This window comes from Fertoeibacter niger (genome assembly GCF_009380135.2).
Lineage (GTDB): Bacteria > Pseudomonadota > Alphaproteobacteria > Rhodobacterales > Rhodobacteraceae > Fertoeibacter > Fertoeibacter niger.
This window is the reverse complement of sequence record NZ_WHUT02000007.1, coordinates 18,727-31,846: the sequence shown is the minus strand read 5'-3', so window position 1 is coordinate 31,846 and position 13,120 is coordinate 18,727. Positions and strand designations below refer to the sequence as shown.

Genomic DNA, 13,120 nt, shown 5'->3' with positions numbered 1-13,120 from the left:
TCAACCGCCGGAGCGCCGAGCTATAGCGGGCGGGCCGCTGTCGCCGGGTGCAGCAGGAGAATGCCAATGGATCTGCGCGCCATCGCCATGGGGCTGGCCTTTGCCCTCATGTGGTCATCGGCCTTCACCTCGGCCCGGATGATCGTGGCCGATGCGCCGCCACTGACGGCGCTGGCGCTGCGGTTTCTGGTGTCGGGGCTGATCGGCGTGGCGCTGGCGGCGGCGTTGGGCCAAAGCGCGCGGCTGACCCGGGCGCAATGGAAGGCCACGACGATCTTTGGCCTGTGCCAGAACGCGCTGTATCTGGGGTTCAATTTCGTGGCGATGCAATGGGTGGAGGCCAGTCTTGCCGCCATCGTCGCCTCGACCATGCCGTTGCTGGTGGCGCTGTCGGGGTGGCTGATCTTTGGCGAAAAGCTTCGGCCATTGGGTGTTCTGGGCCTGATGGCCGGGGTGGCGGGCGTGGGGCTGATCATGGGCACCCGGCTGTCGGGCGGGGTGGATGCGCTGGGGCTGTTGTATTGCGGCATCGGGGTGCTGGCGCTGACATTTGCCACGCTGTCGGTGCGGGGGGCATCCTCGGGTGGCAACCTGCTGATGATCGTGGGGTTGCAGATGCTGGTGGGGGCGGCGCTGCTGGGCGTGGCGGCCCTTGCGCTGGAAACATGGGCGGTGAACTGGACGCCCCGGCTGGGGCTGGCCTTTGCCTATACCACTCTGGTGCCGGGGCTGCTGGCCACGTTTGTATGGTTCCTGCTGGTGCAGCAGATCGGGGCGGTGCGGGCCGCGACCTTTCACTTTCTGAACCCGTTTTTCGGTGTGGCCACGGCGGCGCTGCTGCTGGGTGAGCGGCTGGGGGTCTGGGATGTGGTGGGCGTGGTGATCGTGGCCTTCGGCATTCTGGCGGTGCAGATGGCGAAGGCCACGCCTCTGCGCTGAGGCGTCAGGCCGCCAGCGCCTGCGTGTCATAGGCCGTGGTGATGGCCCGCGATTCCCGTGCCATGCAGCGGTCCACCCAATCACTGATCTTCGGGTCAGCCGGGGTTTCGTCGCGGAACCAGGCATAGGGCGAATGCACCAGCAGATCGGCGGCGGAATAGCTGTCGCCCAGCAGATAGGGCCGGTTGGCCAGTGCTGTGGCCAGCCGCGCTGTCAACTCGGGCACACCGCGAAAGGTGGCGGTCAGGAATGGATGCTCCAGCCCCGCCGCGTTGAACACCATCACCGGCTCCATCACCGACCCATACCAGAACAGCCAGCTCAGGTATTCGCCGCGGGCCGCGGTGCCCGGGGCGGGTGCCATGCCCGATTCGGGGAACAGCGCCGTCAGATACAGGATGATCGCGGCGGTTTCGGTAATCAGCGTGCCGTCATGCAGCAGGGCGGGCACCTTGCCCTCGGGGTGGGGGTTGGCCGGGTCGCGCCCGCCGCTGCCATCCTGCCGGGGGATGGTGACGATGCGGATATCCACCTTGTTGGCGATGCCCATTTCATGAATCAGCCCGATGATGCGGGACGAGCGGCTGTGCGGGGCGTGGAACAGGGTCAGCATGGTCAATCCTCTGGTGTTTTGCGATGCTCCCCTTATGCTCCACCCATCCTGCCAGTTTCCGTCAGTAGCAAATGGCCCGTGCCGACCGTCTTTTCCGCCTGCTTGACGCGCTGCGCCGCCTGCCTGCGCCTGCGACGGCTGCGCGGCTGGCCGAAGAGACAGGCGTATCGGAACGCACGCTTTACCGCGACATCGACAGCCTGCGCGCCGGTGGTGCGCTGATCGACGGGGCGGCAGGCTATGGCTATACCCTGACCGAAGACCCGGCCCTGCCGCCGCAGATGTTCACCCGGCTGGAGGTGGAGGCGCTGGTGCTGGGGTTGGCAGAGGTGCGGCAGGCGGGCGATGCCGATCTGGCCCGGGCTGCGGAATCTGCGCTGGCCAAGATCACCGCCACCCTGCCCGAACGGGTGCAGCGGCAGGCCATCCATGCCGTGCAGATGACCTACCGCTATGAGAAACGCAGCCCGCCGCCGCATCTGGCATTGATCCGAAGCGCCTGCTGGGACGAACAGGCGCTGGATATCGCCTATCTGGACAACGCAGGCACCACCACACGCCGCCGCGTCTGGCCGCTGTCTGTGGTGTTTCTGGACCGTTCGCTGATGCTGCTGGCCTTTTGCACGCTGCGGCAGGATTTCCGCCGGTTCCACCTGCACCGCATCAGCGAAGTGGCGGCAACCGATGACCATTTCCGCCCGCGCAGGGTGCCCCTGCTGCGTGCGTTCCTGCGGCAGATGCGGGGCGCTGCTGGCCCGCCTGCAACCGCGCCAGCAGCGCCGACAGCGTGAAGGACGAGTTCACACTGGCCCCCGCATCGCGATCCACGCCATGCCCTTCGCGGCAATGTCCTGCCCGAAGGACGGGCAGATACCCGGCATCGGCACGGCGGCGGCAATCAGCATGCGGTTGCGCCATGCGGGCGACAGGCGGAAAGACTGGTCGGCCTCACCCCCGCAAGCAGCGCGATGGTTCTGACCATCCATCCGAAAGCCCGGATGTCTGCCGCGTGAACAGCCGGCAACCAGTGGTCACATGGCCCGGCCCGATGAGGACAAAGACCGGGAGCATGGCGGAAAGGCAACCAGCACCGGATCAGCCGATCTGCCCCCGCGCGCCCCCGGTCTGCCCCCGGTCCAGCAAAAGGTGGTCAAGGATCACGCAGGCCATCATCGCCTCGCCCACCGGCACGGCGCGGATGCCCACGCAGGGGTCGTGGCGGCCCTTGGTGATCAACTCGCGTTCCTCGCCCGCCATGGTGATGGTGCGGCGCGGTGTCAGGATCGACGAGGTGGGTTTGACGGCGAAACGCACCACCACATCCTGCCCGGTGGATATGCCGCCCAGAATGCCGCCCGCGTGGTTTGACAGATAAAGCGGACCGTCATTGCCCATGCGAATCTCGTCGGCATTGTCCACGCCGGTCAGCGCGGCCACCGCCATGCCATCGCCGATCTCCACGCCCTTGACCGCGTTGATCGACATCATCGCGGCGGCCAGATCAGAATCCAGCTTGGCATAGACCGGCGCACCCAGACCTGCGGGCACGCCCGACGCGACCACCTCGATGATCGCGCCCACCGAATTGTGCGACTTGCGCAGGTCGTCCAGCGTTTCGGCCCAGCGCGACGCGGCGGTCGCGTCGGGGCACCAGAACGGGTTTTCGCCAATCTGGCCCGCATCGAACCGGTCCCGGTCAATCGCATCGGCCCCCATCTGCACTATGTAGCCCGTGATCGTCAGCCCCGGCACCAGAGCCGCCAACGCCGCCCGCGCCACGCCACCCGCCGCCACCCGCGCTGCCGTTTCGCGCGCGGATGACCGCCCGCCACCCCGGTAATCGCGCAGCCCGTATTTCTGGTGATAGGTGATGTCGGCATGGCCGGGGCGGAAACTGGCGGCGATGTCGCCATAGTCCTTTGACCGCTGGTCAGTGTTTTCGATCATCAGTTGGATCGGCGTGCCGGTGCTGACGCCCTCGAACACCCCCGACAGGATGCGCACCGCGTCATCCTCGCGCCGTTGGGTGGTGTATTTGTTCTGCCCCGGCTTGCGCTTGTCCAGCCAGACCTGCAACGCATCCACCGTCACCGGCACGCCGGGCGGGCAGCCGTCAACCGTGGCCCCCAGCGCCGGGCCATGGCTTTCGCCCCATGTGGTGACGCGGAACAAATGGCCGAAGGTGTTGAAGCTCATGGCGGGCATCCCTGATTGCGCGCCCAGTCCTAGGGCAAAGGTGGCGGCGGATAAACCCGATTTTGCGCCCGCATCAGCCCCGCGCCGAAGTGGCCGCGTGATTTCAACCGGCAGGGGCTGCACATTTGGGGCTTGCACCCCCCGCAGGCCACGTTAGTTTTAGCAACACCTCGGGGTGCCCACAGGGCTGAGATGCGAAAGCGGACCCGTCGAACCTGACCCGGTTAAGACCGGCGGAGGGAAGGTGTTGGAATGGCTCCATCCCCGTCTCCGCCCGCGATGTGAGAAAGAGGATGCGATGAATTATCCGATGCTTGCTGCGGGAATTTCTGTTCTGGCCCTGCTGGCCACAGAATCCCTTGCCCAAGAAACCCCTGCGCAGGAAAAGCCCGTGTTGACGGTGCTGACCTATGACAGTTTCGTCCCCGACTGGGGCCCCGGCCCGGCCATCAAGGCGGCGTTCGAGGAAACCTGCGCCTGCGACCTGCGCTTTGTCGCCGGGGGTGACGGGGCGGCATTGCTGGCCCGCCTGCAACTGGAGGGCGCCAATACCGATGTCGATGTGGTGCTGGGGCTGGATACCAACCTGACTGCCGCCGCCAATGCCACGGGCCTTTTTGCCCCGCACGGCCAGACCGGCAGTTTCGACCTGCCGCTGCCGTGGCAGGATGCCAATTTCGTGCCGTTCGACTGGGGCTGGTTTGCCTTTGTGCATGACAAGACCAAACTCGCCACACCGCCCGCCTCGTTCGAAGAGCTGGCGGCATCGGATCTGAAGATCGTGATACAAGACCCCCGTTCATCGACCCCCGGGCTGGGGCTGCTGATGTGGGTCAAGGCGGCTTACGGGCCAGAGGCGGCGGGCATCTGGGAAGGGCTGGCCGACAATATCGTCACCGTTTCCCCCGGCTGGTCCGAGGCTTATGGCCTGTTTCTGGAGGGAGAGGCGGATATGGTGCTCAGCTACACCACATCGCCCGCCTACCACCTGATCGCCGAAAGCGATGACACCAAGGCGGCGGCGCTGTTTGCCGAGGGGCATTACCTTCAAATCGAGGTGGTGGGCAAACTGGCCGCCACCGATCAGCCGGCACTGGCCGATGCGTTCCTGGCGTTTCTGACATCGGATGCGGCGCAGGCTGTGTTGCCCACGACCAACTGGATGTATCCGGCGAAAACCCCCTCTGCCGGTCTGCCCGAAGGGTTTGGCACGCTGATCACCCCGGAAACAAGCTGGCTGATCCCCGATGCCGAGGCGCAGGCCATTCGGCAGGAGGCGCTGGACGAATGGCAGGCCGCATTGGCGCGTTAGCCATTGCCGCCATTCTGCTGGCGCTGACCTTTGGCACGCTGGCGCTGGTGGGATGGCGGGCCGGGGCAGGGGCAGGGGGCTTTGCCCTTGGCCCGGCTGATTGGGCGGCGGTGCGGTTCACCCTGATGCAGGCGGCGCTGTCGGCGCTGTTTTCGGTGGCGCTGGCGGTGCCGGTGGCGCGTGCGCTGGCGCGGCGGCGCTTTGCCGGGCGAGGGGCGCTGATCGCGCTGCTGGGTGCGCCGTTTCTGTTGCCGGTGATCGTGGCGGTGCTGGGCTTGCTGGCGGTGTTCGGGCGGGCGGGTGTGCTGAACTCCGCTCTGGGCTGGGCGGGCCTGCCGCCGGTCAGCATTTACGGCCTGCATGGCGTGGTGCTGGCCCATGTGTTCTTCAACATGCCGCTGGCGGTGCGGCTTGTGCTGCACGGCTGGCAGGCGATCCCGGCCGAGCGGTTCCGTCTGGCCGCCGCTTTGGACTTTGCACCCGGTGATGTGGCCCGGCATCTGGAGCGGCCGATGCTGCGCGCCGTGCTGCCCGGGGCGGCGGTGGTGATCTTTGTGATCTGCCTGATGAGCTTTGCCGTGGCCTTGACGCTGGGCGGCGGGCCCGGGGCCACGACAGTGGAACTGGCGATCTATCAGGCGCTGCGGTTTGATTTCGACCTTAGCCGCGCCGCGCTGCTGGCGCTGGTGCAATTCGCGCTTTGTGCGCTGGCGGTGGGATTGGCCGCTGTTTTCGCGCTGCCTGCGGGCTTCGGTGCAGGGCTGGACCGAGCGGCGGCGCCCTTTGCGGCCGGTGGCTGGCGGCGCTGGGTTGACGGGCTGGCGATTGCGCTGGCGGCGGGATTCGTGGCGTTGCCGCTGGTGATGGTGGGTTTGCGCGGGGTGCCGGGGTTGGCCGATCTGCCGCCCGTGGTCTGGCCTGCGGCGGGGCGGTCGGTGGTGATTGCGCTGGCGTCTTGCCTGCTGTCGGTGGGGGCGGCGCTGGTGCTGGCGCTGGCGGTGGCCCGGGGCGCGCGCTGGTTCGGGCTGGTGGCGATGCTGCCGCTGGCCGCGTCATCTTTGGTGCTGGGCACCGGGCTGTTTCTGGCGGTGCATCCGTTCCTGCGGCCTGAATCACTGGCCCTGCCCGTGACTGTGCTGGTGAATGCCACGCTGGCGCTGCCCTTTGCCTACCGCATCCTGTTGCCCGAGGCGCAGGGACTTGAGGCCGGTTTCGGGCGGCTGGCGGCGGCGCTTGATCTGCGCGGCTGGGCGCGGCTGCGCTGGCTGGTGCTGCCACGCCTGCGCCGCCCGCTGGGGTTCGCGCTGGGGGTGACGGCGGCGCTGTCGATGGGTGATCTGGGGGTGATCGTGCTTTTCGCCGGTGATTCTGCGGCCACGCTGCCGCTGATCGTGCAGCAGTTGATGGGGGCCTACCGCATGACCGAGGCCGCGGCGGCGGCGCTGCTGCTGGTGGGGCTGAGTTTTGCGCTGTTTGCGCTGTTTGATCTTGGGGGGCGGCGCGGTGTTGCAGCTTGAACGGGTGGTGCTGGCGCAGGGCGCGTTCCGGCTGACGGCGGACTGGGCGGCGGAACCGGGGGCGCTGATAGCGGTGATGGGGCCGTCGGGCGCGGGAAAATCGACGCTGCTGATGGCGATTGCCGGGTTTCTGGCCCCGGCCGCGGGGCGCATCCTGTGGAATGGCAGCGACCTTGGCCCGCTGCCGCCGGGCCAGCGCCCGGTCAGCATCCTGTTTCAGGACCAAAACCTGTTTCCGCATCTGACGCTGGCGCAGAACCTTGGCCTTGGCATCTCACCCCGCCTGCGGCTGGGGGCGGCGGATCACCGGCGGGTTGCGGCGGCGCTTGACCGTGTGGGGCTTGGCGGGCTGCACAACCGCCGCCCGGCGCAGCTTTCGGGCGGGCAGCTGGGTCGGGCGGCGCTGGCGCGCGCCTTGTTGCGCGCCCGGCCCCTGCTGCTGCTGGACGAGCCGTTTGCCGCCCTTGGCCCGGCGCTGAAGGCCGACATGCTGGCGCTGGTGGGCGAAATTGCCGTCGAAACCGGGGCAACCGTGCTGATGGTGACGCATGACCCGCAGGATGCGCGGCGGTTCGCCGGGCAGGTGGTGCTGGTGGCAGATGGCGTGGCCGCAACGCCAGTGGCGACCGCTGATCTGTTCGCGCGTCCCCCGCAGGCGCTGCGCGACTATCTGGGATAGCGCCCATGAAAAAACCCGCCCGTTGCGGGGCGGGTTTCGGTGTCAGGTCACAGCGACGCGTCAGGCGTGTTTCTTCTTGCCTTTGACATTCGCCCAGATGCGCTTGTTCGTCAGATACAGCAGCACCGACAGCAGCGTGAGAAAGATCACCGCCGTCAGCCCCGCCTGTTTGCGCGCCATCATTTTCGGTTCCGCCGTCCACATCAGAAAGGCGGTCACGTCCTCGGCCAGGTGGTGCATGTCATTGGAATGGCCATCGGCATATTCCACCAGCCCGTCAGCCAGCGGCGGGCCCATGGCGATCCAGCCGCCGGGGAAGGCGGTGTTGGCGTAAAGGATCACGCCCGCCTCTTCCTTTTCCTCGCCGGTGTAGCCGGTCAGTACCGACACGATGTATTCCGGTCCGCCGATCCCGTTGAACAGCTGGCTGATGCCGGTGCCATAAGGGCCGTGGAACCCGGCCCGCGCCTTGGCCATCAGGCTGAGGTCGGGCGCATTTTCCAGCCCCGATTCGGGGAAGTGGTCAGAAGGCACGCGGTCGCGGTCTTCGCCCGTTTCGGGGTCGGTGATGCCGAACTGTGTGGCATAGGCGCGGATCTGGTCTTCGGGCATGTGCGGCCCGCCCTCGTCCGACAGGGTGCGGATCGGCACCTGTTTCAGCCCGTGACAGGCCGAACAGACTTCGGTGTAAACCTGCAAGCCGCGCTGAAGCTGGTTCTGGTCATAGGCGCCGAACGGGCCTTCAAAGCTGAAGTCCACATCCTCGATATGCCCGTCGGCCCCGGCGGCAAGCAGGCCACCGGTGGACAGGACGAGGGCGGCAATGGCGCTGAGTGCGATGTTACGGATCATGGCGATCTGTTCCTTTTCTCTCACTCGGCCGGTTTGGCGTAGTGGCTGTTGAAGTCGTCTTCGATGGTCGCGGGGGTGGCCAGCGGTTTTTCGATCACACCCAGCAGCGGAAGGATGATCAGGAAATAGGCGAACCAATAGGCCGAGGCGATCAGCGAGATCCAGTCATAGGGGAACTCGGCCGGTTGCGCCCCCACCCAGGTCAGCACCACGAAATCGACGCACAGCAGCGCAAACCACCATTTGAACATCGGGCGGTAACGGCCCGAACGCACCGAGGATGTGTCAAGCCAGGGCGTCAGCGCCATTACGGCGATGGCGCCAAACATTGCCAGCACGCCAAAGAACTTGGCATCGACAATGCCGAAGGTGACGAACTGTGTCAGCTGCACCAGCCAGACATCAGCGGTGAAGGCCCGCAGGATGGCGTAGAACGGCAGGAAGTACCATTCCGGCACGATATGGGCGGGCGTCGAAAGCGGGTTTGCCTCGATATAGTTGTCGGGGTGGCCCAGGTAGTTGGGCATGAAGCCGACGATGGCGAAAAACACCGCCAGAATGACCGCCAGCGCGAACAGATCCTTCATCACATAATAGGGCCAGAAGGGCACGGTATCCTTGGCCGCCTCTTCCTTGGACGTGCGGCGCACCTCAACCCCGGTGGGGTTGTTGTTGCCGGTGGTGTGGAAGGCCCAGATATGCACCGCGACCAGCGCCGCGATGACGAAGGGCAGCAGGTAATGCAGGCTGAAGAACCGGTTCAGCGTGGCGTTATCCACCGCAGGCCCGCCCAGCAGCCAGGTTTGCAGCGATTCGCCAATGCCGGGGATAGCGCCGAACAGGCCGGTGATCACGGTGGCCCCCCAGAACGACATCTGGCCCCAGGGCAGCACATAGCCCATGAAGGCGGTGGCCATCATCGCCAGATAGATCAGCATGCCGATGATCCACGTCACCTCACGCGGGGCCTTGTAGCTGCCGTAGTAAAGACCGCGGAAGATGTGCAGATACACGGCGATAAAGAACAGCGACGCGCCGTTGGCATGCAGATAGCGGATCATGTGCCCGCCGTTCACGTTGCGCATGATGTGTTCGACCGACGCAAAGGCGTAATCGACATGCGGCGTGTAATGCATGACCAGCACGATGCCGGTGACAATCTGCAGCGCCAGGCAGAATGTCAGCACGATGCCCCAGATCCACATGAAATTCAGGTTCTTGGGGGTGGGGAACATGATGGTGTCATACGCCAGTCCGACGATCGGCAGGCGCGAATAAAGCCACTTCTCGCCGCCCGACTTCGGCTCGTAATGGTCGTGGGGAATTCCGGCCATGATCTATCCTTACCCGAGCTTGATGGTGGTTTCGTCGGTGAACGCCGCAACCGGCACCGGCAGGTTGGTGGGCGCCGGCCCGCGGCGGATGCGGCCCGACGTGTCGTAATGCGAGCCGTGGCAGGGGCAGAACCAGCCGCCGAAATCGCCCGCGCCATCGCCCAGCGGCACGCAGCCCAGATGGGTGCAGACCCCCATCATCACCAGCCATTCGCCAGCCTCGTCCAGCGCGCGGTTCACGTCCGACGCATCGGCGCCCTGCGCGGCATTGGCGTTTTCGGCGCCCTGATCGGGCAGGTCGGCCAGCGGCGTGTTGCGGGCGGCCTCGATTTCTTCGGGGGTGCGGCGGCGGATGAACACGGGCTTGCCCAGCCATTTCACCGTCAGCTGCGTGCCGACCTCGACGCCCGACACATCGACAAAGATCGACGACAGGGCCTGCACATCGGCCGAGGGGTTCATCTGGTTGACCAGCGGCCAGACGGCTGCGCCTGTGGCGACAGCCCCGGCCCCGGCCGTGGCGTAATACAGGAAATCCCTGCGGGTGCCTGCGTGATCGTCAGCGTGGGACACGAGAATTTCTCCCTTTCAGGCCCGGGGTGGCAGGCCCATACCATTGAGGGGCCGCGGTTTCCCGCAGCCCTACCGGGGCCGGTTTTAACCGCCGTGCCGCGCTGCGTCCAGCGGACATTCGGGCGCAGGCCCCGCCAAGCCCCTGCAATTGTGTCGCATCCGCTGCGGCTCGCGGCATTGCCGCGCGAATGTCGTCAATCTGTGGTATATCTGTCATCAGCGCCCATTACGCTTGCCTCGCCGGAAGGATGGGGATCCGATGCTGGGGACAATGCTGCGCGGGGTCGGTCGGGTGCAACTGGTGCTTGCGGCACTGGCCCTGGCTGTGTTGTTTTGCGAACCCACGGCGCGCCGCTATGGCGACCGGATCCAGGTGGCTTTGCCGCTGATCGCCTGGGGATGCGCCGCGCTGAATCGCAGCGGACCCGAATATTTCGCCCGGTTCGTCACAATGATGACAGTGCTGCACGGCACGAAGCACGGCCTTGGTGACGCGCCGATCAACCGCAGGCCTTCGGGCGGGACCGAGGGTTTTCCGTCGGGCCACACGGCGGCTGCGGCCTTTGGCGCCAGCGCGCTGGTCCATGACTGCATAGCCGCCAGCCCGGGGGCAAAGGCGGTGGTGGTGATCGCGGCGGCCTATGTGGGCGGATCGCGGATCGAGGCCGGGGCGCACAACATCTGGCAGGTTCTGGCGGGTGGCCTGCTGGGCTGGGGCGCCGACCGCGTTCTGCGCCGCGACCATCGGCTGCGCGCCCGGATCGCGGCACGGGCCTTGGTGCTGCGCGGCCATGGCCTGCGCGTGTTGCGGCGGATCAGGGCCGCGTCATTGCGCGGTCTTGCGGCAGCGGTGGCCATGGCGGCGGCACTGTGGGCCGGCACGGCGCGGGCCGAGATCGAGCTTTCGCTTTATGGCGGGGTGCAGACCGCGCCGCACAGCACCATCCGTCACCCCACCCTCGGAAATGATTTCGTGCAGTGGCAGGGCGATTCGTTCGCGATGCCGCCCTATTACGGATTGCGTGCCACTTGGTGGCGGAATGCGCGGTTTGGTTACGGTGTGGAATTCAACCATGCCAAGGTCTATGCCCGTGATCCGCTGTCGCATGGATACGAGAAGCTGGAATTTACCGACGGTCTCAATCTGGTGACGCTGAACGTCTGGCGGCGCTGGCAGGGCGGACGGCTTACGCCCTATGTCGGGGCAGGCCTCGGCATTGCCGTGCCGCATGTGGAGGTAGAGCCCGTGGGGCAGGTGCTGACCTATGGCTACCAGGTGACAGGCCCTGCGCTGCAACTGGTGGCCGGCGCGTCGCTGCCGCTGAACGGCAACTGGGCGTTGTTCGGCGAATGGAAGGGCACATGGTCGCGCCACAAGGCCGATCTTGATTCGGGCGGCACGCTATCCACCGAGATCATCACCAATGCGCTGAACATCGGTGTCAGCTACCGTTTCTGAGGCGGGTCAGTCTTGCGGCGGCTCAGGCTGGCGGCAGGGTGGCCTGCATCGACAGGCGCGCGGCAAATCCCGCCTCCCATGCCGCAAGATCGGGGCGGCCTGCGCGCCAGTCGCGCCCGGCGTGGCGGAAATCCAGATAGCCCAGCGCGCAGCCGATGCTGACATGGCCGATGTCGGCCGCGCCGTTCAGATGGCTGATCCAGCGGCTTTCCAACGCGTCCAGCGCGCGGTCGATCTTGGCCCATTGCCCCTCGACCCAGGGGTCAAACCGCTTTTCCTCGGGCCGCACCCGCGATTCGTAAACCATCAGGATGGCTGCATCGGTGATGCCGTCGCCTGTCGCCTCCAGCGTCAGCGTGTCCCACAGGCGGGGGGCGGGCGGATACATCCGGTTGCCTGCCTGCGCATCCAGATAGCGGCAGATCACCCGGCTGTCATAGAGCGCGGGGCCATCGTCACGCTCCAGCGCGGGGATCTTGCCCAAAGGGTTCTGCGCCAGAGGCATCGAGCCTGGGTCAACCGGCGTGCCGGTGGCGGCGATCAGCGCAACACGATCAAGCATGCCGGTTTCATGCAGCAGAACCATGACCTTGCGGACATAGGGCGAGGTCGGCGAGTGGAACAGCCGCATCAGACGCGCCTGATGCGCAGGCGGCCCAGCAGGGCGGCATCCACCTCGACCCCGCGTTTGCCCCAGCGGATCGTGCGGCGGAAACGGGCGGCGGCGTTGGTCTGGCTTTCGTCATCGGTGCGGCGGTCGGCGGGGCGGTGCAGCGCCAGCCCTTCATCCATCGCATCCAGCGCATCCTCGGCCCGCTGGTCGGTGCGCCCCGGGGTTTGCCGAGCGGCCCAGGCGGTGCGCACCGCCCAGACGGCAGCGGCGGCGACGCCCGTGCGCAGGGCGAAAACGGCGATGGGGGCAAGTGGCAGGGGCATGGCAACCTCCGGTCAGGGTTGCGGTGATTCTAGGGGGCCAGCGGCGTTCTGTAAATCATTCCCTCTGCATCAGCGCCGCAATCCCGGCGGCATCCAGCCCGATGGGGCTGGCCGCGATACCCGCCGCAGCACCTGCACGCTGCGCGTGGGTCTTGTTCTGGTTCAGCTTTACCGTGCTGTCGATGCCGCGGATCACCAGCCGGAACGGAAGTATCATGCGCATCAGCCGCTCCATCGCGCTTTGGGTCATCTTGGCGGTGGTCCAGGGGGCTTTCGGGGCCAGTTGCCCCTCCATATGCGCCGACACCGCATCAAGATGCGGCAGCAGCGCCTCGGGCCCAAGCGGTTCAAGCACCCCGCGCAGATGCACGGCGGTGTAGTTCCACGTTGGCACCTGATCATCCGCGCCATACCAGTCGGGCGAGACATAGGCATCGGGGCCCGATACCGCCAGCAGGGCGGGCGAGGGCAGGACGGCGCGGGCAATGGGGTTTGACCGCGCCAGATGCAGCAAAGCAAGACCGCCATCCGCCGCCAGATCGAAGGGGATATGCGCGGCCAGCGGGCCATCCGGGCCATTCACGCTGAGGATGCCGAAACTGCGGGCGCGGGCCATGGCGATGGCCTCGGCCGTTGCGGTCTGGCGGAAGGCAGGGTTGGGGTGCATGCGGCGCTCCTCTGGCAGCAAATGGGTAAGATGGCGCGCGCAT

The 13,120-nt window shown here is 66.6% G+C and carries 15 protein-coding genes and 1 riboswitch; of the genes, 6 read left to right on the top strand and 9 right to left on the bottom strand.

Going from position 1 to position 13,120, the window contains the following annotated elements; all coding sequences use genetic code 11:
• Positions 1-66: 66 nt before the first annotated feature.
• Positions 67-939, top strand: coding sequence for a DMT family transporter (locus GEU84_RS12415; protein WP_152826533.1), 873 nt, complete (start codon positions 67-69; stop codon positions 937-939).
• 4 nt (positions 940-943) lie between these two features.
• Here the strand turns inward: GEU84_RS12415 and GEU84_RS12410 are convergent, their stop codons facing one another.
• A complete protein-coding gene (locus GEU84_RS12410; RefSeq protein WP_152826531.1) occupies positions 944-1,552 on the bottom strand; it encodes a glutathione S-transferase family protein in 609 nt (202 codons plus the stop codon).
• A gap of 71 nt (positions 1,553-1,623) precedes the next feature.
• On the opposite strand from GEU84_RS12410, the gene GEU84_RS12405 reads away from it, so the two are divergent.
• Positions 1,624-2,343, top strand: coding sequence for a helix-turn-helix transcriptional regulator (locus tag GEU84_RS12405; RefSeq protein WP_152826529.1), 720 nt, complete (start codon positions 1,624-1,626; stop codon positions 2,341-2,343).
• Between the two features lie 9 nt (positions 2,344-2,352).
• Here GEU84_RS12405 and GEU84_RS12400 read toward each other — a convergent pair whose 3' ends face one another.
• Positions 2,353-2,538 (bottom strand): hypothetical protein, encoded by a 186-nt coding sequence (locus GEU84_RS12400; protein WP_152826527.1) that lies wholly within the window; start codon positions 2,536-2,538, stop codon positions 2,353-2,355.
• A 109-nt stretch (positions 2,539-2,647) separates the two neighbouring features.
• Positions 2,648-3,748, bottom strand: a complete 1,101-nt coding sequence (aroC, locus tag GEU84_RS12395) for a chorismate synthase (protein WP_152826525.1) — start codon at positions 3,746-3,748, stop codon at positions 2,648-2,650.
• Positions 3,749-3,909: 161 nt separating this feature from the next.
• Positions 3,910-4,007: riboswitch (TPP riboswitch) on the top strand.
• 39 nt (positions 4,008-4,046) lie between these two features.
• On the opposite strand from aroC, the gene thiB reads away from it, so the two are divergent.
• From thiB to GEU84_RS12380, 3 genes are read left to right on the top strand one after another with little or no spacing between them, the layout of a single operon-like run.
• Entirely contained in the window at positions 4,047-5,060 is a 1,014-nt protein-coding gene (gene thiB, locus GEU84_RS12390) for a thiamine ABC transporter substrate binding subunit (protein WP_152826523.1), read from the top strand.
• Entirely contained in the window at positions 5,036-6,577 is a 1,542-nt protein-coding gene (locus tag GEU84_RS12385; protein ID WP_152826521.1) for an ABC transporter permease family protein, read from the top strand. The genes thiB and GEU84_RS12385 overlap by 25 nt, the downstream gene beginning before the upstream one ends.
• Positions 6,564-7,256 carry an ATP-binding cassette domain-containing protein gene (locus GEU84_RS12380; RefSeq protein WP_174539841.1) on the top strand — a complete coding sequence of 231 codons (693 nt, stop codon included), beginning with the start codon at positions 6,564-6,566 and terminating at the stop codon, positions 7,254-7,256. The genes GEU84_RS12385 and GEU84_RS12380 overlap by 14 nt, the downstream gene beginning before the upstream one ends.
• 60 nt (positions 7,257-7,316) lie before the next feature.
• Here the strand turns inward: GEU84_RS12380 and GEU84_RS12375 are convergent, their stop codons facing one another.
• From GEU84_RS12375 to petA, 3 genes are read right to left on the bottom strand one after another with little or no spacing between them, the layout of a single operon-like run.
• On the bottom strand, positions 7,317-8,108 hold the full coding sequence (locus GEU84_RS12375) for a cytochrome c1 (protein WP_152826519.1): 792 nt from the start codon (positions 8,106-8,108) through the stop codon (positions 7,317-7,319).
• A 20-nt stretch (positions 8,109-8,128) separates the two neighbouring features.
• Positions 8,129-9,442: a cytochrome b gene (gene petB, locus GEU84_RS12370; protein WP_152826517.1), complete on the bottom strand. Its 1,314-nt coding sequence runs from the start codon at positions 9,440-9,442 to the stop codon at positions 8,129-8,131.
• 9 nt (positions 9,443-9,451) lie between these two features.
• Positions 9,452-10,015 (bottom strand): ubiquinol-cytochrome c reductase iron-sulfur subunit, encoded by a 564-nt coding sequence (gene petA, locus GEU84_RS12365; protein ID WP_174539840.1) that lies wholly within the window; start codon positions 10,013-10,015, stop codon positions 9,452-9,454.
• A gap of 259 nt (positions 10,016-10,274) precedes the next feature.
• Between petA and GEU84_RS21455 the strand changes: the two genes are divergently transcribed.
• Positions 10,275-11,474 (top strand): phosphatase PAP2 family protein, encoded by a 1,200-nt coding sequence (locus tag GEU84_RS21455; RefSeq protein WP_152826515.1) that lies wholly within the window; start codon positions 10,275-10,277, stop codon positions 11,472-11,474.
• A 22-nt stretch (positions 11,475-11,496) separates the two neighbouring features.
• On the opposite strand, the gene GEU84_RS12355 is transcribed toward GEU84_RS21455, so the two are convergent.
• Genes GEU84_RS12355 through GEU84_RS12345 form a run of 3 tightly spaced genes read right to left on the bottom strand, consistent with a single transcriptional unit; the run spans position 11,497 to position 13,077 of the window.
• A complete protein-coding gene (locus tag GEU84_RS12355) occupies positions 11,497-12,105 on the bottom strand; it encodes a glutathione S-transferase (RefSeq protein ID WP_152826513.1) in 609 nt (202 codons plus the stop codon).
• Positions 12,105-12,410, bottom strand: coding sequence for a hypothetical protein (locus tag GEU84_RS12350; protein ID WP_152826511.1), 306 nt, complete (start codon positions 12,408-12,410; stop codon positions 12,105-12,107). Before GEU84_RS12350 ends, GEU84_RS12355 begins: the two co-directional genes overlap by 1 nt.
• Before the next feature lie 55 nt (positions 12,411-12,465).
• The gene (locus GEU84_RS12345) at positions 12,466-13,077 is read right to left on the bottom strand and encodes an FMN-binding negative transcriptional regulator (RefSeq protein ID WP_152826509.1); all 612 of its coding nucleotides are present in this window, start codon (positions 13,075-13,077) and stop codon (positions 12,466-12,468) included.
• Positions 13,078-13,120: the final 43 nt, after the last annotated feature.

Bases quoted from the DNA above. Each gene is read 5' to 3' on its own strand.
- GEU84_RS12415 (WP_152826533.1), top strand. From the start codon at position 67: ATGGATCTGCGCGCCATCGCCATGGGGCTGGCCTTTGCCCTCATGTGG.
- GEU84_RS12410 (WP_152826531.1), bottom strand. From the start codon at position 1,552: ATGCTGACCCTGTTCCACGCCCCGCACAGCCGCTCGTCCCGCATCATC.
- GEU84_RS12405 (WP_152826529.1), top strand. From the start codon at position 1,624: ATGGCCCGTGCCGACCGTCTTTTCCGCCTGCTTGACGCGCTGCGCCGC.
- GEU84_RS12400 (WP_152826527.1), bottom strand. From the start codon at position 2,538: ATGGATGGTCAGAACCATCGCGCTGCTTGCGGGGGTGAGGCCGACCAG.
- aroC (WP_152826525.1), bottom strand. From the start codon at position 3,748: ATGAGCTTCAACACCTTCGGCCATTTGTTCCGCGTCACCACATGGGGC.
- thiB (WP_152826523.1), top strand. From the start codon at position 4,047: ATGAATTATCCGATGCTTGCTGCGGGAATTTCTGTTCTGGCCCTGCTG.
- GEU84_RS12385 (WP_152826521.1), top strand. From the start codon at position 5,036: ATGGCAGGCCGCATTGGCGCGTTAGCCATTGCCGCCATTCTGCTGGCG.
- GEU84_RS12375 (WP_152826519.1), bottom strand. From the start codon at position 8,108: ATGATCCGTAACATCGCACTCAGCGCCATTGCCGCCCTCGTCCTGTCC.
- petB (WP_152826517.1), bottom strand. From the start codon at position 9,442: ATGGCCGGAATTCCCCACGACCATTACGAGCCGAAGTCGGGCGGCGAG.
- GEU84_RS21455 (WP_152826515.1), top strand. From the start codon at position 10,275: ATGCTGGGGACAATGCTGCGCGGGGTCGGTCGGGTGCAACTGGTGCTT.
- GEU84_RS12355 (WP_152826513.1), bottom strand. From the start codon at position 12,105: ATGCGGCTGTTCCACTCGCCGACCTCGCCCTATGTCCGCAAGGTCATG.
- GEU84_RS12350 (WP_152826511.1), bottom strand. From the start codon at position 12,410: ATGCCCCTGCCACTTGCCCCCATCGCCGTTTTCGCCCTGCGCACGGGC.
- GEU84_RS12345 (WP_152826509.1), bottom strand. From the start codon at position 13,077: ATGCACCCCAACCCTGCCTTCCGCCAGACCGCAACGGCCGAGGCCATC.